A 25,162-nucleotide genomic window follows, 5' to 3' on the forward strand; every position below is an offset into this window, starting at 1 on the left:
CACCCCTAATAAATAGCGGCTATCAGCAAGGAGGTCAATGCTCAAAATTCACGCCAATGTCATAAATATGAGATATTTTATCGGATTGCGCGCAAATGAATCGCGCCTTAAGAATCACATCTGGCTGATCACAAATAAAAAATCCCGGCATCTGAAAATCAGAAGCCGGGATTTTTATTATTTAGCTCAAATTAAATTAAGCTTAAAAAGTTTTTATCTTACCTGAGCCGCTATCTGGCTTGCTTCTTGCTGCCAGCCGGTAGCCAGAGTTCTGACCAGTGCGTCATAACCGTCTTCACCCTGTTTCAGATTCAGCGCAAAATCACGCTGAATTGTCTGGCCGTTTCGGTTCAGCGTCCAGCTACCGCTCACCACCACGATGCCATCGTACCGGCCATGGAAACCGGTGACATTAACGTTCAACACGTCCTGATCGTCTGAACTGGCGGGCTGACCGGAAACCAGATACCCGGGTAAATCACGGCGCAGATAGGTCACCAGAGACTGCTGTAGCTGCTGATCCAGAGGGCTGGCCCACAGGTTATTTTGAGTCAGCGTGTATTGCACATCATTGGTCTGATACACCAGCCCTGAACCTGCCAGGTAATCAGCGACACTCACGTGCTCTACCCACAGCTTACGCTGCTCCGTCATACCGGACGACATTACGCTACCGGCAGCCGTTGTACTGCTTAGCAGCGGCAGCTGGTAGTAGGTCTTCTGATTACTGCTGCTACAGGCAGTCAGGAATAATGCTAAGACGACAGGTATCCATTTTTTCATTATTTGGCCTTCTTCGGCTGAGGATCATCTTGCCCAGGGGCTGCGAAAATCAGAGCGTTACTTTTCTGGTTCAGCGTTTTCAGGACTGGCTGTAGCTCGCGCAAGGTCTTGTCCAGACTTTGCATATCGCCCACCAGATTGCCGTACGCCGGAGAACCAGGCTGGAATCCTTTCAGACTGCGGTTCAGCTGGATTAGCGTCTGCTGCATGTCTTTCGGCAGATTCTTCATCTCTTTGCTGCCAACGATCGCATTAAGAGATTCGATCGTTTTCTGCGTTGCCCGCATCGTTTTCTGACTTTCCGCCAGCGTGCTGGTGGCTTCACGCATCATCGGTTCGATAGGCAGATTGTTGATTTTATCCAGTGTGGCAATGAGTTTCTGCTGGATCTGCGCGAACCCACCGCTCACCGTTGGCAGCAGTTTGTGCCCGGCCAGTTCCAGCGGCCCTTTCCACGGTTTCTCATTAGGATAGAAATCAAGATCGATGTACATCGAGCCCGTCAGCAGGTTAGCGGATTTCATCGACGCACGAAGACCATGAGCAATGCCATCACGAATGTGATCTTCAATATTGAAGTTACTGCCGAGCAGTTGAACAAAGCGATCGGGTTCAATGCGGATCAGTACCGGAATACGATAATCGTCGGACATCTGCTGATTCAGCACATTCATCGGATAAGGAACTTCTGCTACTGTCCCCAGACGTATGCCACGGAATTCGACCGGCGCGCCAGGTTGCAGACCACGAACGGAGTCAGAGAAGAACATCACGTAATCCATGTGGCGGGTATACAGCGATTCCTGAATACTTTTCTGGTCGTCAAACAGCTGATAGTTATCGCCGTTTTTAGCCGCCTGCCCCTGCGTCCAGCCATTAGGAATATCGAAACTCACGCCACCGCTGAACAGCGTGGTCAGAGAGCCCATTTCCACACGCATTCCGGCAGCAGACATATCAAAACTCACGCCGCTGTCTTTCCAGAAGCGGACATTGTCGGATACCAGCGTGTCGTAAGGCGCACGAATGAACAGCTGATATTTGATATTGCGGGCTTTAGGATCGAAGTGGCTGGTTTCCACTGTACCAACCTGGAATCCACGGAACAGTACCGGGTCACCCGGACTTAGCTGACCGGAGCGTTCGCTTTCCAGGACGACACGGATCCCTTTGGCATCCGGTGACGCCAGTGGCGGGGAGTCATCGAGTTTATATTCCGTTTTCTCGCCGCCTTTATTTCCCGGCTGAAGCTGGATATACGCCCCGGATAACAGTGTCCCCAAACCAGAAACACCTTCACGGCCGATTTGCGGTTTCACCACCCAGAAGACGGAGTCATCGTGCAGCATTTTTTCCATGCCGGTGTTAAGACGCGCCTTGATAATCACCTGCTGAAGGTCATCGCTCAGGGTGACTGATTCCACTTTGCCGACGTCCACGTTACGGCTTTTGATGGTGGTTTTCCCGCCCTCAATGCCTTCGGCCGTCGCGGTGATCAGCGTCACTTCCGGTCCCTGGTGGCTGTAATGATAAAACAGGATCCATGCCCCGATCAGCGCAGTAACGATCGGGACAATCCACACCGGTGACCAGCGTTTAATTTTTTCTACTTTGGCAGTTCCGTCATGCTCTGCCATGTTATTTCCTGCCATCTTGTGGCTCCTTTGTAGACTTCATTCCGGCACGATCCCAAATGAGCCTTGGGTCAAACGTCATTGCAGCGAACATAGTGAGGATGACGACGCCAGCAAACAGCAGCGCGCCGATGTCCGGATAAATACTCATAAGCTGCCCCATTCTTACCAGTGCAGAAAGTACCGCAATCACAAACACGTCAATCATCGACCAGCGGCCAACAAATTCAACAAGTTCGTAAATCACATGCAACCTTTCACGGTCAATTTCTTTATTACTGTTCGCATCCCAGCACAGCCAGGCAATCGCGATCATTTTTAACGTCGGCACCATAATACTGGCGATAAAAATCACCATCGCCACCGGATAAGAACCATCACTCCACAGCAGCACCACACCGGCCATGATCGTCGAAGGCATCGGGGTTCCCAGCACCTGAGTGATCATGATCGGCAACAGATTAGCCGGAAGATAAAGCAGAACCGAGGTGACCAAAAGCGCCATCGTCCATTGCAGGCTATTTTTACGCCGGGCATGGCCCTGGCTCTTGCAGCGGCCGCACTCTTTTTGATCAACGGGCAAAATCGCCATACAGCAGTGGCATGAGCGCAGCCCCTGTCGCAGGCCACTTTCGCCCACGCGAACAGGGTGTTCAACCACCGGAGCAGGCTCGATATGCTGCCATAACCAGAAGCGGTCAGTGCACTGGAACGCGCGTAATTGCAGTAAACAGAACAGGACATAGGGGATGAAACTGGTCCCGACGCCAACGTCGCCGTAGGCCATCAGCTTAACGAAGCTGACCAGAACACCGGCGAGAAATATCTCCACCATGCACCAGCTTTTCAGCCTGAACAGGGTACGCGCGATACTCACTTTCCAGTGAACGGGGATGTTTATGCCCTGATAGAGAATAATGACAGACACCATGCAGATGGCCGGGAGCAGTTGCACCACGATCATAAACAGTGAGGCCATACTGGCGTAATCTTCTGACACCAGCACCTGCGGGATTTGCACCAGCGTAACTTCGCTGCTCAGTCCGGCAACGTTCATATTCACAAAGGGGAAAAGGTTGGCGAGCAACAGCATAAATAACGCGCTGATTGCGTAACCGACAGGACGTCTGCGAGGCTCATTCCAGCGGGTTGTCAGCGTCGTATGGCAACGTGGACAAACGGCCTTTTGCCCGATATTCAAACCAGGTATTGCCACCAGCATGTCGCATTGGGGGCATAAGATGTGCGGACCATGGGCATCAGAACACACAAGAGACTCCTCAATAGCGGAAAGGCCAAAGATTTCGGCAACCGGTATTCCCTATAGCCGGTTGCCGATAAGCGTGCAGTGTTAGCCGTTTTTCTGCGCTTCCAGCGCTTCCCAACGTTCGAACGCCTGCTCTAACTCCTGCTCTGCAGCAGCGAAAGCCGCAAGCACTTGCTGAGTTTCTTCATGAGGAAGTGTGAAGAAATTCGCATCGCTCATCTGCTGTTGCAGTGCTTCAATTTTTTCTTCCAGTGTGCTGATTTGCAGTGGCAATTGTTCAAGCTCACGTTGTTGATTATAGCTGAGCTTGTTCGCCGTGCGTTTGGCCTGTTCTGCTTTCGGCTGCGCAGGTGCTTTGTTTTCAGCTGCCGCAACCTGACGGATTGGCTTCTGATGACGGCGTTGATGCTGCGCGTCATGGTAACCGCCGACATAGCTGTTGATCACGCCGTTGCCTTCGTAAATCCAGCATTCAGTGGCCGAGTTATCAACAAATTCACGGTCATGGCTCACCAGCATTACGGTGCCCTGATAGGAATCGATCATCTCTTCCAGCAGCTCGAGAGTTTCCACATCCAGGTCATTGGTTGGTTCATCGAGAATCAACAGGTTGCTTGGGCGCAGGAACAATTTTGCCAGCAGCAGACGGTTACGTTCGCCGCCCGAGAGTGCTTTCACCGGGGTCATTGCACGTTTTGGATGGAACAGGAAGTCCTGCAGGTAGCCCAGAACATGGCGTGAGCGGCCATTGACCATCACTTCCTGCTTACCTTCTGCGAGGTTATCCATCACGGTACGTTCAGGATCCAGCTCGGCACGGTGCTGATCGAAATATGCGACTTCCAGCTTGGTACCGCAGTGAACACGGCCACTGTCAGCCTTAATCTGGCTTAACATCAGTTTCAGCAGCGTCGTTTTGCCACAGCCGTTCGGACCGATCAGCGCAATTTTATCGCCGCGCATCACCTGAGCCGAGAAGTTGCTGACCAGTTGTTTACCGGCCACGCTGTAGTTAACGTCTTCCATTTCAAAGACGATCTTGCCGGAGCTTGCGGCTTCAACCACCTGCATTTTGGCGGTGCCCATCACTTCACGGCGATCGGAGCGCTCTTTACGCAGGGCTTTCAGCGCGCGTACGCGGCCTTCGTTACGGGTACGTCGGGCTTTGATACCCTGACGGATCCACACTTCTTCCTGCGCCAGTTTTTTATCAAACTCGGCATTTTGCAGCTCTTCAACGCGCAGCGCTTCTTCTTTCGCCAGCAGATAAGCTTCGTAGTTACCCGGGTAGGAAACCAGTTTGCCGCGGTCGAGATCGACAATGCGGGTCGCCATATTGCGGATGAAAGAACGGTCATGGGAAATGAAGATTATGCTGCCCTGGAATTCTTTCAGGAACTCTTCCAGCCACGCGATACTTTCGATATCCAGGTGGTTAGTCGGTTCATCGAGCAACAAAATCTGGGGAGCGCTGACCAGCGCACGTCCCAGCGCGGCTTTACGCAGCCAGCCGCCAGACAGCGCTTTCAGTTCAGTGTCAGCATCCAGACCCAGTTTCAAGAGCACTTCGTTGATACGGCTGTCGAGCTGCCACAGCCCCTGGTGATCGAGGATCTCCATCACCTGCGCCAGTTTGTTCAGGTTCTTTTCGCTCGGATCGGTTTCGACCAGATGCGAAATAGCGTGATACGCCTTCAGATGTTCGGCTTGCTCGAAGACGCCTTCAGAGACGAAGTCAAATACGGTACCGGCAACGTTACGCGGTGGATCCTGTTGCAGACGCGCCACAATCAAATCCTGCTCGTACACGATGCGCCCGTCATCCAGCGGCACTTCACGGTTGAGAATTTTCATCAGCGTCGATTTACCGGCGCCGTTACGTCCAACCAGACACACGCGCTCGTTCGGCTCGATGTGCAATTCGGTGTTATCCAACAGCGGCGAGTCACTGAATGACAGCCAGGCACCTGACATACTAATTAACGACATAAACTTTATTTTTCCTCGCCAGCGTGAGAGAGCAGCCAGCAGTTATGAATTTGACGATTACGGGCGAAATCCTGTGACAGGGTTTGGCTGGTGATTTCTTTCGCGCTCAGACCCAGTTTGCTCAGTCCGTCGAGATCCATCTGGAAGCCGCGCTTGTTGTTGGAGAACATGATGGTACCGTTGCGACGCAGGATACGCTTCAAATCTTTCATTAATGAAAGATGATCGCGCTGCACGTCGAAACTTTCAGCCATACGTTTGGAGTTTGAGAATGTCGGCGGATCGATAAAGATCACATCGAACTGTTCGTCGCACATGCCGAGATAGGACAGGCAATCCGCCTGAATCAGGCGATGCTGACGACCGGTCAGGCCATTAACGCGCAGGTTTTTCTCGGCCCACTCCAGATAGGTTCGGGACATATCTACGGTAGTCGTACTGCGTGCGCCGCCCAGACCTGCATGAACACTGGCCGTTCCGGTATAAGCAAACAGGTTCAGGAAGTCTTTACCGTTGCTCATTTCGCCCAGCATTTTGCGCGCGATGCGGTGATCGAGGAACAGACCTGTGTCGAGATAATCGGTCAGGTTCACCCACAGCTTAGCGTTAAATTCTTCTACCAGCTGGAACTCACCCTTTTGAGCGAGTTTCTCATACTGGTTAGTGCCCTTCTGACGTTCACGGGTTTTCAACACCAGTTGGCTGGAGGAAACATCCAGCACCGCGAGCGTAGCGTTGATCACGTCGAACAGACGCTGACGGGCTTTTTGCGCATCCACGGTTTTTGGTGGCGCGTATTCCTGCACCACGACTTTACTGCCGTAGCGGTCAACCGCCACGTTGTAATCCGGCAAATCAGCGTCATACAGGCGATAGCATTCGATCCCCTGCTGTTTGGCCCATTTTTCCAGCTTTTTGACGTTCTTACGCAGACGGTTTGCATAGTCTTCTGCCATCTGCACGCCTGCAGCACCGGTTGGGTTTTCCGACAACTGATAGTTTTTCTGCACGCATTCCAGCGGGCCGTTCTTCGCTTTGAACTGGCGATCGGCGCGCAACTGCACACAGCTCAGCAGCTCAGGCGATGCGCTGAACAGGGACAACTGCCAGCCGCCAAACTGCATCTTCATGATGCGGCCCAGCTGATTATGCAAGGCAATCAGCGCCGGTTCACTTTCCAGACGCTCGCCGTATGGCGGGTTACTGATGACAGTACCGGTCGGGCCTTCAGGCAACGGATTAACCAGTTTGCCCACTTCAGCCGCTTCGAAGCTGATAATTTCTGACACACCGGCGCGACGGGCGTTGGAGCGCGCCATCTCGATCACACGGCGGTCGATATCAGAACCGAAGAAACGAGAGGACGTTTCCTGCACGGCGCGGCGGGTACGAACCTGCGCTTCCGTTGTCAGTTCACGCCACAGCTCGGTATCGAATTTGTTCCATCCGGTGAAACCCCAGTGTGGACGGTGCAGACCCGGTGCACGATCGGCGGCGATCATTGCGGCTTCAATCAGCAAGGTGCCTGAACCACACATCGGATCCAGCATCGGCGTGCCCGACTGCCAGCCGGAGCGCATCACGATAGCGGCAGCCAGATTTTCTTTCAACGGTGCCTGACCGGCAAGGTCACGGTAGCCACGCTGATGCAGGCCTTCGCCGCTCAGATCCAGCGCGACGCTGGCGGTATCACGTTGCAGAAATACGTTTACGCGGATGTCAGGCAACTGCTTAGCCACATTCGGACGTTCATCCATTTTGCGGGTAAAGCTGTCAACGATGGCGTCTTTCACTTTCAGCGCACCGTACTGACTGTTGCGGATTTCGTCGTTCAGGCCGCTGAAATGCACCGCGAAGGTTTTATCAACGCTGAAAATTTCAGGCCAGTCGATGGCCATCACGCCAAGATAAAGATCTAAGTCACTGTGGACTTTAAATTCGTTCAGAGGCAGCAGGATGCGCGAAGCCAGGCGGCTCCACAGCAAGCTTTTATACATCAGGCGATCGTCACCTTCAAAATGCACCCCTCCCTGCACAACTTTGCAGGCTTGCGCACCCAGCGTTTCCAGTTCGCTTTTTAACAGTTCTTCCAGTCCACGCGCCGTGCTGGCAAACAAAGAGTTCATATCGACATATCACCAAAAATAAAATTGTTGCGCATTATAGCTAATCCGGGGCGCTTGTCATAAAGTCTCTGGTTCTCTTTTAAGATCGAAAATCAGAGAGGCGATGTTAAGTGCCCATTCTTTCACGTTTATTTGTTCACCCGATAAAATCCATGCGTGGCCTGCAAGTGTCTCATTCGCTGGTCACCGCAACGGGTCTGGCGTTTGATCGCCAGTTTATGCTGACCGACCCTCAGGGCATGTTTATTACCGCCCGCCAGTATCCGAGTCTGGTGTTGTTCACCCCGGTTCTGTTACCCGATGGCCTGATGATTGTCCCGCCGGAAGGTGAGGGCATCCGCGTCAAATTCAGTGAATTCAACGGCCAGAATCAGCCGACAGAAGTCTGGGGCAATCAGTTTACCTCACTCATCGCGCCAGCACCGGTAAATCGCTGGTTGAGTGGTTATTTAAAGCGCGACGTCCAGTTGCGCTGGGTAGGTGACGAACCGACCCGCCGGGTCAAAAAACATCCTGAAGTGCCGCTTTCGTTTGCCGACGGATTCCCGTATTTACTGATCAATGAAGCTTCGATGCAGGATTTACAACGTCGCTGTCCGGGTGGCGTCAGAACGGAGCAGTTCCGCCCTAATATCGTTGTGAGCGGCGCAGAAGCTTACGCCGAGGACACGTGGCAGACGATCCGTATCGGCGAAGTGATCTTCGATCTGGTGAAACCTTGCAGCCGCTGTATTTTCACGACCGTCAGTATTGAGCGAGGGCGAAAACATCCGGGCGGGGAGCCGCTGAAAACCCTGCAAAGCTACCGTACGGCCAGCGACGGCGATGTGGATTTCGGCCAGAACATGATTGCCCGCAATTCCGGCGTGATCCGCGCCGGTGACAACGTGCAGGTCCTGACGACTAAACCGCCCCGCCCTTACGGCGCGGGTCAAGTGATTGAAAGTGTTGAAGCGCCTAAAAACAGCGCACAGACTCTGACCATTAATTATCAGGTCACCGAATTTACCGGCAACAATCAGCAGATTTTACTCGAACAGCTGGAGTTACAGGGGTTACGCATCCCTTATTCATGCAGGGCGGGAATTTGCGGAGCCTGTAAAATGACGTTGAAAGACGGGCAGGTGTCACCGCTGAAAGAAAGTGCGGTAGGTAAAGACGGGACGATTCTGGCGTGCAGTTGTATTCCGGCCTCGGATATCGTGCTCAGCTAGAATTGTAGAGTTCGGAAATTTGAGATCGGCAAGAACAGGCGGTTTTATCAGAGCGTCGCTGATAAAGGATTACACCGCCTGGTCATACACATCGCGGCTGCTGGTTCTGATCGTTGCGGGCATCAGCCGGTCATGCATGATTTTAATCGCATCCCCCAGCACCATGCCGCGCCCTGCCACTGTCAGCCTTTCCTGCGCCAGTAAGCACAAGCTCGCATTATCGCCTGATTCAACAATCAGCAGCGTGGCCTGTTCGCCGCTTTCCATCACCTGCACTTGTGCAAGCTGGCCGTTACCCGGCTGGAACGGACGCACCTGCTGACTGAAATGCCAGCTCTTGGGCATCAGCGGCTTTAAAAAACGAAAAGCGACCAGAGCATTTAATACTAATTCGGCGCGCTGCTCTGCCCCGAGTTTAATCTGTTTACATTGTTCTTCGAAATCGAAATACAGCGCCGCATCATCGACGCAAAAAGTCATTTCGCCAAAAGCATCAGGCGTGAGCATTTTAGCCGGAAAACGGGAACGGAAAATCATGCCATTGGCGAGATCCAACATCAGTCGGTCATGTTCAGCATCAAAATACCAACGCCAATTATCATCTGGTTTGATTTTCATTTCATCATCCTGTTCACCCTCAATGCCCGCAATCTGACTTCATTACCTGCTATCCCGATAAGAATAGATTTTTTTATAATGAAAAGAAATCAGACAAATCCTGAGCCTGAATTAAACTCAGTGGACAAAATATAGACGAGCCGGGTTAATAAATAAACCCCTGACTCGTCATGAGGAAGAAAAATATTAGATGTGGGTAACAATATCTTTGATCAGACCAGGGCCTTTGAAGATAAATCCGGAATAGATTTGAATTAAGGATGACCCGGCAGCCATCTTTTCACGCGCAGCGGTTAATGAATCAATCCCGCCCACGCCAATAATAGGCAGACGACCTTGTAATTCATTCGACAACATGCGGATGATTTCTGTACTGCGAAGCTGCACCGGACGCCCGCTGAGGCCACCGACCTGCTCACAATAATTAAGCCCCTGAACGAGTTTACGATCGAGCGTGGTGTTAGTCGCAATTACGCCATCCATATTATGACGCACCAGACTGTCAGCTATTTGGATCAATTCTTCCTGAGAAAGATCGGGCGCGATCTTCACGGCAACAGGAACATATTTCTGATGACGCTGTTGGAGTTCGAGCTGTTTATTCTTGATCGCTGCCAGTAAATCATCCAGCGCTTCGCCGTATTGCAGCGAACGTAATCCCGGTGTGTTGGGGGATGAAATATTCACGGCGATATAGCCCGCATACGGATATACCTTCTCCATACAGGTCAGATAATCGTCTTTGCCCTGCTCGACCGGCGTATCTTTATTCTTACCGATATTAATGCCGATGATGCCGCCAAAATGGGATTTTTTGACGTTATTGACCAGATTATCAACACCGTGGTTATTAAAGCCCATGCGGTTAATCAGGCCTTCCGCTTCCACTATACGGAATAAACGCGGTTTATCATTGCCGTCCTGCGCACGCGGGGTAACGGTTCCGACCTCAATAAATCCAAAGCCCATGGCACCAAACGCATCAATACATTCGCCATCTTTATCAAGACCGGCGGCAAGCCCTAACGGGTTTTTAAAAGACAGCCCCATACAGTTCACCGGTTTCGTCGGTACTGACTGGCGGATCAAAAATTCAAGGGGTGTGCCGGAAATACGGCTCAGCTGACGAAAGGTTAACTCGTGGGCGCGCTCTGGATTGAGCTGAAACAGTGCTTTCCTGACAAGAGGATAATACATGGAGACTCCTGGATTCCCGGTGGCTAGACGGGGCAGTATTATCGACTAACCGCCGGTCAATTGGAAACGATAACCGGCCAATTGCAGTAATAAATGCCCACGCGCGCAAACGATTACTTTTTATTTACTTCTGATTCACGTTTTCCTCCGTTCCTGCCCAAGGGTGCCCCTCCCGCTGAGGGCGCTTTATCCGTTTTGCGACTATTGATAGCCAAAATTGAGATTTCCGCTCCGCCGCCTCTGCCTGTTACGTTAATTTCACTTTGTTAATGAAAATAATGGTTCTATAACTATTTGTTATAAGGAATAGAGATGCGCGTTATAACTCTGGCAGGCAGCCCGCGACAACCCTCCCGCTCTTCTTCCCTGCTGGCGCTGAGTCACCAGTGGCTGGCGAGCCGTGGCGTGGAGGTCTTCACCTACAATCTTCAGGATTTTTCCGCCGATGACCTGCTGTTTGCAAATTTCTCCAGCCCGCAGCTGAAACAACTGATTGCCGAGCTGGCAAGTGCAGATGGCTTGATTGTCGCGACGCCGGTCTATAAAGCGTCGTTTTCAGGTGCGTTAAAAACGCTGCTGGATCTGCTGCCGGAACGCGCACTGGATCACAAAGTCGTTCTGCCCCTGGCCACGGCGGGTTCCATCGGCCACATGCTGGCGGTGGATTACGCACTCAAACCGGTGCTCGCTTCGCTGAAAGCGCAGGAAGTTCTGCAAGGTGTTTTCGCCGATGACAGCCTGATCACTGATTATCAAACGTTCCCGGCCACGCTGGACCCGGCACTGGCCGAGCGTCTTAACGAATCGCTGGAAAACTTCTATCTGGCACTCAGCCGCCGCCGTCCGGTTGCCACGCCCGCAGCCTCTCTTTCAGCGCAAGTTCTGCGCGTCTGACAAAAAGGAATTCGCCATGACTGCGTCATTTTCGTTCTCTTTATCGTCTCTTCGCCGTCTGCCGGTGGTCGCCAGCCTGCTCACCAGCCTGCTCCTCAGCGGTCACGCGGTGGCTGACGAAAAGGCGCCGGAACAACTTCGCATCGCCTATCAGAAAGGCTCGGTTGGTCTGGTGCTGGCAAAATCGCACAAATTACTGGAAACACGTTTTCCGAATACCAAAATCACCTGGATTGAGTTCCCGGCCGGGCCGCAAATTCTGGAAGCCCTTAACGTCGGCAGTATCGATTTAGGCGGCACCGGTGATCTCCCCCCGTTGTTCGCTCAGGCGGCGGGTGCCGATTTGCTCTATATCGGTTCGGAACCGCCGAAGCCGAAAGCCGAAGTTATTCTGGTTGATGAAAACAGCCCGATCAAAAGCGTCGCCGATCTGAAAGGTCACAAAGTGGCGTTTCAGAAAGGCTCCAGCTCGCATAATTTGCTGATCCGCGCCCTGCAACAGGCCGGGCTAAAACTCAGTGATATTCAGCCGGTATACCTGACGCCAGCCGATGCCCGCGCTGCCTTCCAGCAACATGACGTGGATGCCTGGGCCATCTGGGATCCCTATTATTCTGCCGCACAGGTACAGGGAAATGTCCGGGTGCTGACCGATGGTTCCTCATTGCATCAGACCGGTTCGTTCTATCTGGCACCCAAGAAATATACCGAAGCCAATCCGCAGTTTATTCAACAGGTTCTGACGGTGTTAACGCAGGCGAATGCGCTGACCAAAACCGATCGTGAGCAAAGTATCAAACTGCTTTCCCAGTCGATGGGACTGCCCGAAAAAGTCGTTGCGTCATATCTGGATCATCTGCCGGATCTGCCGATTACGCCGGTCAGCGCTGAAACAGAAAAGCGCCAGCAGCAGACCGCCGATCTGTTCTATGAGAATCACATTTTGCCTAAGCAGGTCGAGATCAAAGACCGCATCTGGAAACCGACCGTTCAGGCTAATTAATTATCTGACGACTTAACCGCCATCACGAGCGGAAACAAACGAGAGAGGAGTAACCCATGAGTATCAACGTATTCTGGTTTTTACCTACCCACGGTGACGGTCGCTACTTAGGCACGGAAGAAGGTGCACGCGTCGTTGATCACGGTTATTTGCAACAAATTGCGCAAGCGGCTGACCGCCTCGGTTTCGGCGGCGTATTACTGCCGACCGGCCGTTCCTGCGAAGACTCATGGTTAGTGGCTGCTTCACTGATTTCTGTCACACAACGCCTGAAATTCCTGGTGGCGCTGCGTCCAGGCATTATTTCCCCGACACTGGCCGCCCGTCAGGCAGCGACGCTTGACCGGCTTTCCGGCGGCCGGGCGCTGTTTAATCTGGTTACCGGAGGCGACCCGGCCGAGCTGGCCGCCGAAGGTCTGCACCTCAATCACAAAGAACGTTATGAAGCCTCGGCAGAATTCACCCGCATCTGGCGTCGTGTGCTGGAAGGCGAAACGGTGGATTACGAAGGCAAACATATTCAGGTAAAAGGCGCGAGCCTGATGCACCCGCCGGTTCAGTACCCTCGCCCGCCGTTGTATTTCGGCGGTTCTTCTGACGAAGCGCAGGATCTGGCCGCAGAACAGGTGGAACTGTACCTGACCTGGGGCGAGCCGCCGGCGTTAGTGAAAGAGAAAATCGAGCAGGTGCGCGCAAAGGCCGCCGCAAAAGGCCGCACGGTGCGTTTCGGCATTCGTCTGCATGTGATTGTGCGCGAAACCAATGAGGAAGCGTGGCGCGCCGCCGACAAGCTGATCGCAAACGTTGATGATGAAACCATTCAACGCGCGCAGGCCGCGTTTGCCAAAACCGACTCCGTCGGCCAGCACCGCATGGCGGCTTTGCACGGCGGCGATCGCAATAAACTGGAAATTTATCCGAATCTTTGGGCCGGTATTGGTCTGGTGCGTACCGGTGCAGGCACTGCGCTGGTCGGTGACGGTCCGACCGTTGCGGCGCGGATGCAGGAATATGCCGATCTGGGCATCGACACCTTTATTTTCTCCGGCTATCCGCATCTGGAAGAAGCGTACCGCGTCAGCGAACTGCTGTTCCCGCATCTGGATCTGGCGAAACCGGAAGACGAGAGCGTGGTGAAGAAAGCCATTTTGCCGCGTGGTGAACTGGTCGCTCACGACTTTGCCAATAAAAGCGTCACCCGTCAGCATTAAGGAGAACGGACATGAACGCATCACAACGCTGGCTGCACCGTATTTTGCCGTGGATTGTGCCGGTGGTGCTGATCGGAGGCTGGCAGGTGGCAGTCGAGGCGGGCTGGTTATCCAACCGCATCCTTCCGGCGCCCAGCGCCGTGGTCGAAGCCTTCTGGACCTTAGCGAAAAGCGGCGATCTTTGGCAAAACCTGAAGATCAGTACGTTTCGCGCACTGACCGGTTTCGCCATTGGCGGCAGCCTGGGTTTACTGCTCGGCTTTATTACCGGACTCTCCCGCTGGGGCGAGCGTCTGCTCGACAGTTCACTGCAAATGCTGCGCAACATTCCCCATCTGGCGCTGATCCCGCTGGTGATTTTATGGTTCGGCATCGACGAAACCGCCAAAATTTTCCTGGTGGCACTGGGTACGCTGTTCCCGATCTATCTCAATACCTATCACGGCATCCGCAATATTGACCGTGGTTTACTGGAGATGTCCCGCAGCTATGGGTTGTCCGGTTTTCCGCTGTTTATTCAGGTGGTTTTACCGGGCGCACTGCCGTCCATTATGGTCGGTGTGCGCTTTGCGCTGGGTTTCATGTGGCTGACGCTGATTGTCGCCGAAACGATTTCTGCTAACTCAGGCATCGGCTATCTGGCAATGAATGCGCGCGAATTTTTGCAAACTGACGTTGTGGTCGTCGCCATCGTACTTTATGCCATCCTCGGCAAACTCGCCGATATTCTGGCCCGTCAGCTGGAAAGTGTCTGGTTGCGCTGGCACCCCGCTTATCAGAAAAAACAAGGAGACGCCGCATGAGCGCACCTGCACGCATACCGCAAGGCACGCCGGTCACGTTGTCTGGCATCACCAAAAAATACGGCACCCGCACCGTGCTCAATGACATCAACCTGCGTATTCCTCCCGGCCAGTTTGTGGCGGTGGTGGGCCGCAGCGGTTGCGGAAAAAGTACGCTGTTGCGTCTTCTGGCCGGACTGGAAAAAACCACGCAGGGCGAACTGCTCAGCGCCAGCGCCCCGCTCAGTCAGGTGCGTGACGACACCCGTCTGATGTTTCAGGACGACCGCCTGCTGCCGTGGAAGCGAGTGATTGATAACGTTGGCTTAGGCTTAAAAGGCAAATGGCGCGATGCGGCGCTGGCGGCCCTGGAAGAAGTCGGGCTGGCCGATCGCGCAGACGAATGGCCCTCGGCGCTGTCGGGTGGACAAAAACAGCGGGTGGCGCTGGCACGTGCATTGATTCATCGCCCACGCCTGCTGTTGCTCGACGAACCGCTGGGCGCACTGGATGCCCTGACGCGCATCGAAATGCAAAGTCTGATCGAACGACTGTGGCAGCAACATGATTTCACCGTGCTGCTGGTGACCCATGATGTCAGTGAAGCAGTGACGGTCGCAGACCGGGTGATCCTGATCGACCAGGGGCAGATTGGTCTGGATTTGACGGTGGATTTGCCACGCCCGCGCCGTAAAGGCTCGGCGAAACTGGCTGAACTGGAAGCCGAAGTGCTGGAACGCGTACTGACGCCGCAATCTCAGCAAACCGTGACGCCGCAGGCAAAACGTGCACAACACTGATCCTGGCATTCTGTGAATTCACAATGAAAAAAGGGCGATGTTTCCATCGCCCTTTTGCATTCCCGCTATTTACCGTTAACGGTGATTAAGCATCTAACGCTTTGGTAATTTTCTCGAACAAATCACCGGACAGATTTTCCAGTCCTTTCAGCTGTTCCAGCGCCTTGCGCATTTGCGCCTGACGGCCTGCGTCATAACGCTTCAGGCGGATCAGCGGTTCAATCATGCGTGCCGCCACCTGCGGGTTACGCGTATTCAAATCGGTCAGCATTTCGGTCAGGAACTGATAACCGCTGCCGTCGGCAGCGTGGAACGCTGAAGGGTTTGCAGACGCGAAGGCACCGACTAAAGAACGCACACGGTTCGGGTTGCCCATGCTGAATGAACGGTGGTTAAGCAGTGAACGCACTTTTTGCAGAACATCCGCAGACGGGCTGGTCGCTTGCAGGATAAACCATTTATCCATCACCAGTCCGTCGTGGTGCCAGCGCTCATCGTACGCCGCCATCAGCGCTTCACGGCAAGGCAACTGAGCCGACACAGCAGCCGACATCGCCGCCAGAGAATCGGTCATGTTGTCGGCCTGTTCGAACTGGGTTTTCACCAGCTGATCGGCCAGCGTCACATCGGCGAAGGCCAGATAACGCAGGCAGGTGTTACGCAGGGTACGTTTACCGATATCCTCGTGCACCACGCGGTAGGCTGGCAGACGGTTAGCGTTGTAAACCGCCAGGAACTCATCGGCCATTTCAGTTGCCAGGCAACGGGTAATGGCTTCATGCACGGCGCTGATCGCTTCGGGATCGATAATCTCAAACAACTCTGCGATTTCGTTATCCGTCGGCAGCGTAAGGATCTGCGCCGCCAGCCCCGGGTCGATGCTCTCATCCAGCAGCACTGCGCGGAATGCGTCAGCAACGTGCAGCGGCAACGACAGCGGTTGTTTCTGCTGGTGACGCGCGACGTTCAGTTTGATGTAGATCGCCAGCAGGCTTTGCGCCGCATCCCAGCGGGCGAAATCGTTGCGTGCGTGTTTCATCAGGAAAGTCAGCTGATGATCGCCCCACTTGTAATCAAGTTTCACTGGCGCGGAGAATTCACGTAACAGAGAAGGCACCGGTGGCGCTTCGACGTCGTCGAACACAAACGTCTGCTCAGCTTCAGTGACATTGAGGACGTTGCTGACAGTCTGACCATTTTGTTTCAGCGCAATCACGTTGCCCTGCGGATCGTACAATTCGATGTCCAGAGGAATATGCAATGGCAGCTTTTCAGTCTGATCTGGCGTCGGCGGCGTTTTCTGGCTGACGGTCAGGGTGTACTGCTGTTTTTCCACATCATAGTCGTCACGCACGGTCAGTACCGGCGTACCAGACTGGCTGTACCAGCGGCGGAAAAGCGATAAATCCACATTGGAGGCATCTTCCATGGCCTGTACGAAATCGTCACAGGTCGCCGCGCTGCCGTCATGGCGTTCGAAATAGAGCTGGATGCCGGCCTGGAATTTCTCTTCGCCAAGCAGCGTATGCAGCATACGGATGACTTCAGACCCTTTCTCATACACTGTCAGGGTGTAGAAGTTATTCATCTCAATGACTTTATCGGGACGGATCGGGTGCGCCATCGGGCTGGCATCTTCCGAGAACTGTGCTGCACGCATAACGCGGACGTTATCAATACGGTTGACCGAGCGCGAACCGAGATCTGAGCTGAATTCCTGATCACGGAAAACTGTCAGGCCTTCTTTCAGGCTCAGCTGGAACCAGTCGCGACAGGTCACGCGGTTACCGGTCCAGTTATGGAAGTATTCGTGGCCGATCACCGCTTCGATACCCAGATAATCTTTGTCGGTGGCGGTTTCGGCTTTCGCCAGCACATATTTGGAGTTAAAGACGTTAAGGCCTTTGTTTTCCATTGCGCCCATGTTGAAGAAATCAACGGCGACAATCATGAAGATGTCGAGGTCGTATTCCAGATTGAAACGGGTTTCGTCCCATTTCATCGATTGTTTCAGGGATTCCATCGCCCAGCCGGCACGATCCAGATTGCCACGGTCGACGAACAATTCCAGCGCCACATCACGGCCTGAACGGGTTTTAAACGTGTCACGCAGAACGTCGAAATCACCGGCCACCAGCGCAAACAGGTAGCAAGGTTTCGGGAACGGATCCTGCCATTTGATCCAATGTTTACCGCCTTCCAGTTCTCCCTGGTCGATACGGTTTCCGTTCGACAGCAGGAACGGATAACGGGCTTTATCGGCCACGATGCGGGTCGAGAAACGCGCCAGCACATCCGGACGGTCAAGATAATAGGTAATGTGGCGGAAGCCTTCAGCTTCGCACTGAGTACACAGCGCTTCACCCGACAGGTACAACCCTTCCAGCGCGGTGTTTTTCGCCGGATGAATTTCGTTGACGATGGTCAGTTCAAACGCTTCCGGCAGGCCGTCGATCGCCAGCGCACCTTCCTGCAGCTGATACTTCGGCCAGTCCTGACCGTTAATTTTCAGGCTGATCAGCGTCAGATCTTCACCATTGAGCACCAGGGAAGCGCCCTCGGCACCAAGACGTTTGATCTGGCTGACTGCGGTCACCAACGTCTTCTGTGCATCAAGTTCGAAATTAAGGTCGATATCCGTGATCGTAAAGTCCGGCGCACGGTAATCGTGGCGAAACTTGGCTTGCGGCAGTTGAGTCATAAAAAACCTTTTAGCGTTTTCATAGTTAAGGATGATGACAATTTATGGCGATGAAGGGAGGTTCCTGTCATCAGCACACGGCTGCACAGAACCTGAAACGACCTTCAGCTTTCTCTCTAAACTCTAACACAGGCATCAGGAAATCCCAGATTGTTGCAAGGTTGTGAGTTCGTATGCGCACCTTTCAACCAAAACACAGAGTTTTCCACAAAGTGAAGGGAAAGAACCCGGATTTGCGCGCAAGAATGTAATCAATTTGTGCCTTATTTATTGCGAAGAATGGCGTAAACAGCCTTTCAGGCCGCCTGTGAGCACATTTAAGCCTCGACCGATCGCGGACAATTATGATGTGATGTGGGTTCTTTAGCGGGATATTACGGTATACTTCACAGACTTTTGCTGTTTTATTCAGAACGTTTTTTTACGGAACGGTTGTTTATGTTCAAACACTCAGTTTCTGACGAGGATGCTGTAAAGCGCTATGACTCCATACGCCTCCCCGATTTTGACTTCGCTGTTAGATACCGATGCCTACAAGCTTCATATGCAGCAAGCGGTTTTCCATCGCTATCATCATATCAACGTGGTGGCCGAATTCCGATGCCGTGGCGATGAACTGCTGGGCGAATACGCCGACGACATCCGTCAGCAAATCCAGTTGATGAGCGAACTGGCGCTGACAGACGATGAGTTTACTTATCTCTCCGGGCTGCCGTTCTTCACGCAGGACTACCTCAGCTGGCTGAAAACGTTCCGCTATAATCCGCAACATGTCACGGTTTCTGACCGCGACGGGCATCTGCATGTGCGCATCGAAGGGCCATGGCGCGAAGTGATCATGTGGGAAGTGCCCCTGCTGGCCGTGATCAGCGAAGTGGTGCATCGTCATCGTTCACCGCAGATCACCGCCGGGATAGCCGTGGAACAACTGCGCATGAATCTGGCCAGCTTTAATGAACAAGCCGCTGATGTTGATCTTTCCGCTTTCCGTCTGATGGATTTCGGTACACGCCGTCGTTTTTCAGGTGAGGTGCAGGAAGCCATTGTCAGTACCCTCAAAAACGAATTCCCCTACCTGGTCGGCACCAGCAATTACGATGTCGCCCACAAATTGCAACTGGCGCCGGTCGGTACGCAGGCGCATGAATGGTTCCAGGCGCATCAGCAGATAAGCCCGGTGCTGGCCAACAGCCAGCGGGCTGCGTTGCAGGCCTGGCTGGATGAATATCCTGACCAACTCGGCATCGCCCTCACCGACTGCATTACGATGGATGCCTTTTTGCGGGATTTCGGGCCGAAATTTGCCAACGCCTATCAGGGCCTGCGCCATGATTCCGGGGATCCGTTTGAATGGGGTGAAAAGGCTATCGCGCATTATCATGCACTTGATATTGATCCGATGACCAAGACGCTGGTGTTCTCCGATAATCTCGATCTGGATAAAGCACTGCATTTATATCGCCATTTCCACAAGCGTGTGAATCTGGTCTTCGGAATAGGAACGCGGCTGACCTGTAATATTCCCGGTGTGAAACCGCTGAATATTGTGATCAAGCTGGTGCAATGTAATGGTAAACCGGTGGCGAAATTATCCGACAGCCCCGGTAAAACCATTTGTCAGGATAAAGCGTTCGTGAAAGCGCTGCGCAAAGCATTTGATCTGCCTCTGGTCAAAAAAGCCTCCTGATCTCCCCCCAACGCCGGATCGCAAACATCCGGCGTTTTGCTGCTTTTTTCCTCTCCTTCATTCTTTCCTTTATATAGATGATATTTAATTCGCTCGGCTTTCATTCATTCCATCCATAATTTCTGTTTATCGCAGGCCCGGCCTGATAATTCTTATCCCGCGACGATGATTTCTGCTTGTGTCCTGAGAAAGGCTAAGTAACATAGCAAAATCCCTTTTTACAGGGTGTCCATTATTTCTTAATCAACATCTGTATATAAAGAAAGAGAGAAATCTATGAGCGTTGTGCCTGTAGTCGACGTACTGCAAGGCCGTGCTGCGGTTGACAGTGAAGTCACCGTACGCGGTTGGGTACGTACCCGGAGAGATTCTAAAGCTGGTATCTCATTCCTCGCCGTTTATGACGGCTCCTGCTTTAATCCATTACAGGCCGTCGTCAATAATTCTCTGCCCAATTATCAGGACGATGTTCTGCACCTGACGACCGGTTGTTCTGTTGAAGTGACCGGCAACGTGGTGGCCTCCCCTGGCGAAGGCCAGAGTTTCGAACTGCAGGCGACCGCGATTAAAGTTGTAGGCTGGGTGGATGACCCTGATACCTATCCGATGGCAGCGAAACGTCACAGCATCGAGTATCTGCGTGAGGTGGCTCACCTGCGTCCGCGCACCAACCTGATTGGCGCAGTGGCTCGTGTGCGTAACACCCTGTCTCAGGCGATTCACCGTTTCTATCATGAAAACGGCTACTTCTGGGTGTCGACTCCGCTGATTACCGCATCCGATACCGAAGGTGCGGGTGAGATGTTCCGCGTATCTACACTGGATCTGCAAAACCTGCCGCGCACTGACAAAGGCGAAATCGACTTCAGCGAAGACTTCTTTGGTAAAGAATCCTTCCTGACCGTATCCGGTCAGCTGAATGGCGAAGCTTACGCTTGCGCACTCTCCAAGGTGTACACCTTTGGCCCGACATTCCGTGCAGAAAACTCCAACACCAGCCGTCACCTCGCTGAGTTCTGGATGGTCGAACCGGAAGTGGCATTTGCCACGCTGGACGACATCGCTTCTCTGGCTGAAAACATGCTCAAATATGTTTTCCAGGCAGTATTGAACGAACGTTCAGACGATATGGCCTTCTTCGCTGAACGCGTAGACAAAGATGCGGTTGCCCGCCTTGAGCGTTTTGTAACCTCCGATTTCGCGCAGGTGGATTACACCGAAGCAGTAGAAATCTTAATGAATTGCGGCCAGAAATTCGAAAACGCAGTTTCATGGGGTGTCGATCTTTCTTCCGAGCATGAACGTTATCTTGCTGAGCAACATTTCAAAGCTCCAGTGGTCGTGAAAAACTATCCGAAAGATATCAAGTCCTTCTACATGCGCCTGAACGATGATGGCAAAACCGTTGCCGCAATGGACGTGTTAGCACCGGGTATCGGCGAAATCATCGGCGGTTCACAGCGTGAAGAACGTCTGGACGTATTGGACGCACGAATGGTCGAAATGGGACTCAAAACTGAAGATTATTGGTGGTATCGCGATCTTCGCCGTTACGGCACTGTGCCTCATTCCGGCTTCGGTTTAGGCTTTGAACGTTTAGTGGCCTATGTCACCGGGGTTCAGAACGTTCGTGACGTGATTCCGTTCCCGCGCACACCACGTAATGCAACCTTCTAATAAATTAAACTATTTTTAATTTACAGAATAATTACAAAACTAAGGCCAGCATTGCTGGCCTTAGTCATTTTTAAAAATAGATCCCCGTCACAAAGTTCCCTAAAATACACATTTTGTAATACATTCTTTCCCGCTGAAACATATTTAGTAATTTAGTAGCATTTTCGCTGTAGATTAAGCGAACCTCGGATGGAATAGTGCGTTCAGACACAGGAGACACCAAACTTTCATGAATAGTTCCCCAAAGAATTATTGACGGCAGTGGCAGGTGTCCGAATAAAACCAATGAGGGTAATAATAATGATGAAGCGCAACATTCTTGCAGTAGTAATCCCAGCATTGTTAGTAGCTGGCGCAGCTAATGCAGCAGAGATCTATAACAAAGACGGCAACAAACTGGATTTGTACGGTAAAGTTGACGCACGCCACAACTTCTCTGATAACGCCAGCGATGATGGCGACCAGACTTATGTTCGTTTCGGCTTCAAAGGCGAAACCCAAATTACTGACCAACTGACCGGTTACGGCCAGTGGGAATACAACGTTCAGGCTAACCATGCAGAAAGCGCTGGTGACGAAGGCAACAAAACTCGTCTGGGCTTCGCAGGTCTGAAATTTGGCGATGCAGGTTCATTCGACTACGGTCGTAACTACGGCGTAATCTACGACGTAATGTCCTACACCGACCAATTGCCAATCTTTGGTGATGACACTATGTACCAGAACAACGACAACTTTATGGTTGGTCGTGGTAATGGTATGGCAACTTACCGTAACAGCAACTTCTTCGGTCTGGTTGATGGCCTGAGCTTCGCTGTACAGTACCAGGGCAAAAACGACGAAGGTCGTGATAGCCGTGGCCCAATTGATTCCAATGGCGACGGCTGGGGTACTTCTGCAGCATACGCACTGGGCAACTCCGGTGTTAGCCTGACAGGTGCTTACTTCTCTTCTAACCGTACCTCTACTCAGAAAGCAGACGGTAACGGCGACAAAGCTGACGCATACGCATTCGGCGCGAAATACGACGCTAACAACCTGTACCTGGCAACCTTCTACGGTGAATCACGCAACACCACCGATTACGGCAACCCAGCTGCAATTGCTAACAAAACTCAGAACTTCGAAGTGGTTGCACAGTACCAGTTCGACTTCGGTCTGCGCCCATCAATCGCTTACCTGCAGTCTAAAGGCAAGCAGCTGAACGGCTTCACCGACAACGGCTCTACTTACACCGGCGGCGATGCTGACCTGGTTAAATACGTAGAAGTTGGTACTTACTACTACTTCAACAAAAACATGTCTACCTACGTTGACTACAAAATCAACCTGCTGGACGACAACAGCTACACCAAAGCCGCCGGTCGCAGCACCGACGACACTGTGGGTGTTGGCTTGCAATACCAGTTCTAATATCGCTTAACGATGCACTTACGGGTGCATCAAAGTGGATATCAAGGCAGAGCTTCGGCTCTGCCTTTTGCATTTATGTCTTCCTGAAAAGCCTCTTTACCCGCGGCTTGCCATAAAATATTTTAATCTCGGATTCGCCCTCACAACTCTGCTTACTTTTTCCCGCAAACGGTTGGCAAATAACCCTCTCTGGCGTTACCCTTAAAGCCTCTTTCGCACTATCAGGCTAATGGAAATTTCCAACATGTTTGAAAAAATCACAGCAGCACCCGCCGATCCTATTCTGGGTCTTTCCGATCTTTTCCGCGCTGACGACCGCTCTGATAAAATCAATCTTGGGATTGGTGTTTATAAAGATGAAACCGGTAAAACGCCGGTTCTGGCCAGCGTGAAAAAAGCCGAACAATTCCTGTTGGAAAATGAAACGACTAAAACCTATCTGAGCATCGACGGGTTGCCTGATTTCGCACACTGCACGCAGGAATTGCTGTTCGGAAAAGACAGTGCCGTGATCGCGGAAAAACGCGCCCGCACCGCGCAGACCCCAGGCGGCACCGGCGCATTGCGTATTGCTGCTGATTTCATTGCCACGCAGACCAGCGCTAAACGCGTGTGGGTCAGTAACCCGAGCTGGCCAAACCATAAGGGCGTGTTTAATGCCGCCGGTCTTGAAGTCGCTGAATACAATTATTATGACGCGCCGAATCACACCCTTGATTTCGACGGTATGCTGAAAAGCCTGAGCGAAGCCCAGGCCGGTGACGTGGTGTTATTCCACGGCTGCTGCCATAACCCGACCGGTATCGATCCTACGCAAGCGCAGTGGGCGCAACTGGCTGAACTCTCCGTCAGTAAAGGCTGGTTGCCGCTGTTTGATTTCGCCTACCAGGGCTTTGCCAAAGGTCTGGAAGAAGATGCGGGTGGCCTGCGCCTGTTCGTGGAAAAACACAAAGAGTTGCTGGTTGCCAGCTCCTACTCCAAAAACTTTGGTCTGTATAACGAACGAGTGGGCGCCTGTACTTTAGTAGCAGCAGATGCCGACACGGCAGATCGCGCCTTCAGTCAGGTGAAATCCGTTATCCGTGCAAACTACTCTAACCCACCGGCACACGGCGCAGCCGTTGTGGCGACCATATTGGGTAACCCTGCCCTGCGCACCTTGTGGGAGCAGGAACTGAGCGACATGCGCCAGCGTATCCACCGCATGCGTCAGTTGTTCGTCACCACCTTGCAGGAAAAAGGCGCTAAACAGGACTTTAGTTTTATTATCAATCAGAACGGCATGTTCTCTTTCAGCGGCCTGACCAAAGATCAGGTTTTGCGTCTGCGTGATGAATTCGGCGTTTACGCGGTGAATTCTGGCCGTATTAACGTGGCTGGTATTACGCTGGACAACATGGCTCCTCTGTGTGAAGCCATTGTCGCGGTCATCTAAAAGATAAGCAGCGCTGTTCCATTAAAAAAGCCCGTCAGGTGACTGACGGGCTTTTTGCTGTTCCCAATGCGGCAGAAAAATCACCAAACCGGCAATTCATCCTGCAGGAACGGATTGGTTTTACGCTCATAACCAAAATCAGACATCGGGCCGTGACCGGGGATGAAAACAATATCATCGCCCAGTGGCAATAATTTGGTTTTGATGGAATTGATCAGCGCCTGATGATCGCCGCGCGGGAAATCACTGCGGCCTACGCCACCTTTGAAAATCACGTCACCGGAAACGGCTAAACGCGCTTTGTCATTGATGAAGACAATATGCCCCGGCGTATGACCCGGACAATGCAGGACGGAGAGCGCTTCTTCGCCAACGCTGACGGTGTCGCCTTCTTCCAGCCAGGTGTCTGGCGTCAACGGGTCACAGTGTTCCAGTCCAAACATCTGGCTCTGAGCGGGCAGCCCATCCAGCAGGAATTGATCTTCTTTTTGCGGGCCGATCACTGGCACCTGATAATGTTCTGCCAGTTCAGCAGCGGCGCCGACGTGATCAAGATGTCCGTGAGTCAGCAGGATCTGAGTGACCAGAACGCCCTGAGCGGAAACTTCGCGAATAATTTTGGCTGCTTCACCGCCCGGATCGACAAGCGCGGCCTGATTGGTTTTAGTACACCAGATCAATGAGCAATTTTGGCTGAACGCCGTGACAGTAATGAGATGGGTTTTCATAGT

General features: G+C 52.6%; 19 protein-coding genes. 10 read left to right on the forward strand and 9 right to left on the reverse strand.

The window, feature by feature from the left end:
- Positions 1-213 precede the first annotated feature (213 nt).
- The 5 genes from pqiC to rlmKL form a co-directional block, all read right to left on the reverse strand.
- Positions 214-783, reverse strand: a complete 570-nt coding sequence (pqiC, locus tag ACQZQY_RS18520; protein WP_056769326.1) for a membrane integrity-associated transporter subunit PqiC — start codon at positions 781-783, stop codon at positions 214-216.
- The gene (gene pqiB, locus ACQZQY_RS18525) at positions 783-2,435 is read right to left on the reverse strand and encodes an intermembrane transport protein PqiB (protein ID WP_431296174.1); all 1,653 of its coding nucleotides are present in this window, start codon (positions 2,433-2,435) and stop codon (positions 783-785) included. The genes pqiC and pqiB overlap by 1 nt, the downstream gene beginning before the upstream one ends.
- On the reverse strand, positions 2,422-3,639 hold the full coding sequence (pqiA, locus tag ACQZQY_RS18530) for a membrane integrity-associated transporter subunit PqiA (protein WP_431297212.1): 1,218 nt from the start codon (positions 3,637-3,639) through the stop codon (positions 2,422-2,424). The genes pqiB and pqiA overlap by 14 nt, the downstream gene beginning before the upstream one ends.
- 129 nt (positions 3,640-3,768) lie before the next feature.
- Positions 3,769-5,673, reverse strand: coding sequence for an ABC transporter ATP-binding protein (locus ACQZQY_RS18535; protein ID WP_056769319.1), 1,905 nt, complete (start codon positions 5,671-5,673; stop codon positions 3,769-3,771).
- Between the two features lie 5 nt (positions 5,674-5,678).
- On the reverse strand, positions 5,679-7,799 hold the full coding sequence (rlmKL, locus tag ACQZQY_RS18540) for a bifunctional 23S rRNA (guanine(2069)-N(7))-methyltransferase RlmK/23S rRNA (guanine(2445)-N(2))-methyltransferase RlmL (RefSeq protein ID WP_122094804.1): 2,121 nt from the start codon (positions 7,797-7,799) through the stop codon (positions 5,679-5,681).
- 110 nt (positions 7,800-7,909) lie between these two features.
- On the opposite strand from rlmKL, the gene ACQZQY_RS18545 reads away from it, so the two are divergent.
- Positions 7,910-9,013 carry a YcbX family protein gene (locus ACQZQY_RS18545; protein ID WP_431296175.1) on the forward strand — a complete coding sequence of 368 codons (1,104 nt, stop codon included), beginning with the start codon at positions 7,910-7,912 and terminating at the stop codon, positions 9,011-9,013.
- A gap of 69 nt (positions 9,014-9,082) precedes the next feature.
- On the opposite strand, the gene ACQZQY_RS18550 is transcribed toward ACQZQY_RS18545, so the two are convergent.
- Together ACQZQY_RS18550 and pyrD are read right to left on the reverse strand one after the other, a co-directional pair.
- Complete coding sequence (locus tag ACQZQY_RS18550) at positions 9,083-9,631, reverse strand: cell division protein ZapC (protein WP_217204009.1); 549 nt, start codon at positions 9,629-9,631, stop codon at positions 9,083-9,085.
- Positions 9,632-9,817: 186 nt separating this feature from the next.
- Complete coding sequence (gene pyrD / locus ACQZQY_RS18555) at positions 9,818-10,828, reverse strand: quinone-dependent dihydroorotate dehydrogenase (RefSeq protein ID WP_056769311.1); 1,011 nt, start codon at positions 10,826-10,828, stop codon at positions 9,818-9,820.
- A gap of 312 nt (positions 10,829-11,140) precedes the next feature.
- Between pyrD and ssuE the strand changes: the two genes are divergently transcribed.
- Genes ssuE through ssuB form a run of 5 tightly spaced genes read left to right on the forward strand, consistent with a single transcriptional unit; the run spans position 11,141 to position 15,518 of the window.
- Positions 11,141-11,722, forward strand: coding sequence for an NADPH-dependent FMN reductase (ssuE, locus tag ACQZQY_RS18560; RefSeq protein ID WP_056769309.1), 582 nt, complete (start codon positions 11,141-11,143; stop codon positions 11,720-11,722).
- Positions 11,723-11,738: 16 nt separating this feature from the next.
- Positions 11,739-12,725 (forward strand): sulfonate ABC transporter substrate-binding protein, encoded by a 987-nt coding sequence (locus ACQZQY_RS18565; RefSeq protein ID WP_136375742.1) that lies wholly within the window; start codon positions 11,739-11,741, stop codon positions 12,723-12,725.
- A gap of 56 nt (positions 12,726-12,781) precedes the next feature.
- On the forward strand, positions 12,782-13,936 hold the full coding sequence (gene ssuD / locus ACQZQY_RS18570) for an FMNH2-dependent alkanesulfonate monooxygenase (protein WP_431296176.1): 1,155 nt from the start codon (positions 12,782-12,784) through the stop codon (positions 13,934-13,936).
- An 11-nt stretch (positions 13,937-13,947) separates the two neighbouring features.
- Complete coding sequence (gene ssuC / locus ACQZQY_RS18575) at positions 13,948-14,739, forward strand: aliphatic sulfonate ABC transporter permease SsuC (protein ID WP_056769304.1); 792 nt, start codon at positions 13,948-13,950, stop codon at positions 14,737-14,739.
- Entirely contained in the window at positions 14,736-15,518 is a 783-nt protein-coding gene (gene ssuB / locus ACQZQY_RS18580; RefSeq protein ID WP_390972524.1) for an aliphatic sulfonates ABC transporter ATP-binding protein, read from the forward strand. Before ssuC ends, ssuB begins: the two co-directional genes overlap by 4 nt.
- Before the next feature lie 85 nt (positions 15,519-15,603).
- Here the strand turns inward: ssuB and pepN are convergent, their stop codons facing one another.
- Positions 15,604-18,219: an aminopeptidase N gene (gene pepN, locus ACQZQY_RS18585; RefSeq protein ID WP_431296177.1), complete on the reverse strand. Its 2,616-nt coding sequence runs from the start codon at positions 18,217-18,219 to the stop codon at positions 15,604-15,606.
- A 481-nt stretch (positions 18,220-18,700) separates the two neighbouring features.
- On the opposite strand from pepN, the gene pncB reads away from it, so the two are divergent.
- The 4 genes from pncB (at position 18,701) to ACQZQY_RS18605 (ending at position 24,431) form a co-directional block, all read left to right on the forward strand.
- Positions 18,701-19,906 (forward strand): nicotinate phosphoribosyltransferase, encoded by a 1,206-nt coding sequence (gene pncB, locus ACQZQY_RS18590; protein ID WP_431296178.1) that lies wholly within the window; start codon positions 18,701-18,703, stop codon positions 19,904-19,906.
- A gap of 276 nt (positions 19,907-20,182) precedes the next feature.
- Complete coding sequence (gene asnS, locus ACQZQY_RS18595) at positions 20,183-21,583, forward strand: asparagine--tRNA ligase (protein WP_056769297.1); 1,401 nt, start codon at positions 20,183-20,185, stop codon at positions 21,581-21,583.
- 300 nt (positions 21,584-21,883) lie between these two features.
- Complete coding sequence (gene ompC, locus ACQZQY_RS18600) at positions 21,884-22,996, forward strand: porin OmpC (RefSeq protein WP_390972529.1); 1,113 nt, start codon at positions 21,884-21,886, stop codon at positions 22,994-22,996.
- Positions 22,997-23,240: 244 nt separating this feature from the next.
- The gene (locus ACQZQY_RS18605; protein WP_217204007.1) at positions 23,241-24,431 is read left to right on the forward strand and encodes an amino acid aminotransferase; all 1,191 of its coding nucleotides are present in this window, start codon (positions 23,241-23,243) and stop codon (positions 24,429-24,431) included.
- An 80-nt stretch (positions 24,432-24,511) separates the two neighbouring features.
- On the opposite strand, the gene ACQZQY_RS18610 is transcribed toward ACQZQY_RS18605, so the two are convergent.
- Positions 24,512-25,159, reverse strand: a complete 648-nt coding sequence (locus ACQZQY_RS18610) for an MBL fold metallo-hydrolase (protein WP_056769290.1) — start codon at positions 25,157-25,159, stop codon at positions 24,512-24,514.
- Between the last annotated feature and the right edge of the window lie 3 nt (positions 25,160-25,162).

This window comes from Rahnella sp. PAMC25559, assembly GCF_050632365.1.
Classification (GTDB): domain Bacteria; phylum Pseudomonadota; class Gammaproteobacteria; order Enterobacterales; family Enterobacteriaceae; genus Rahnella; species Rahnella rivi.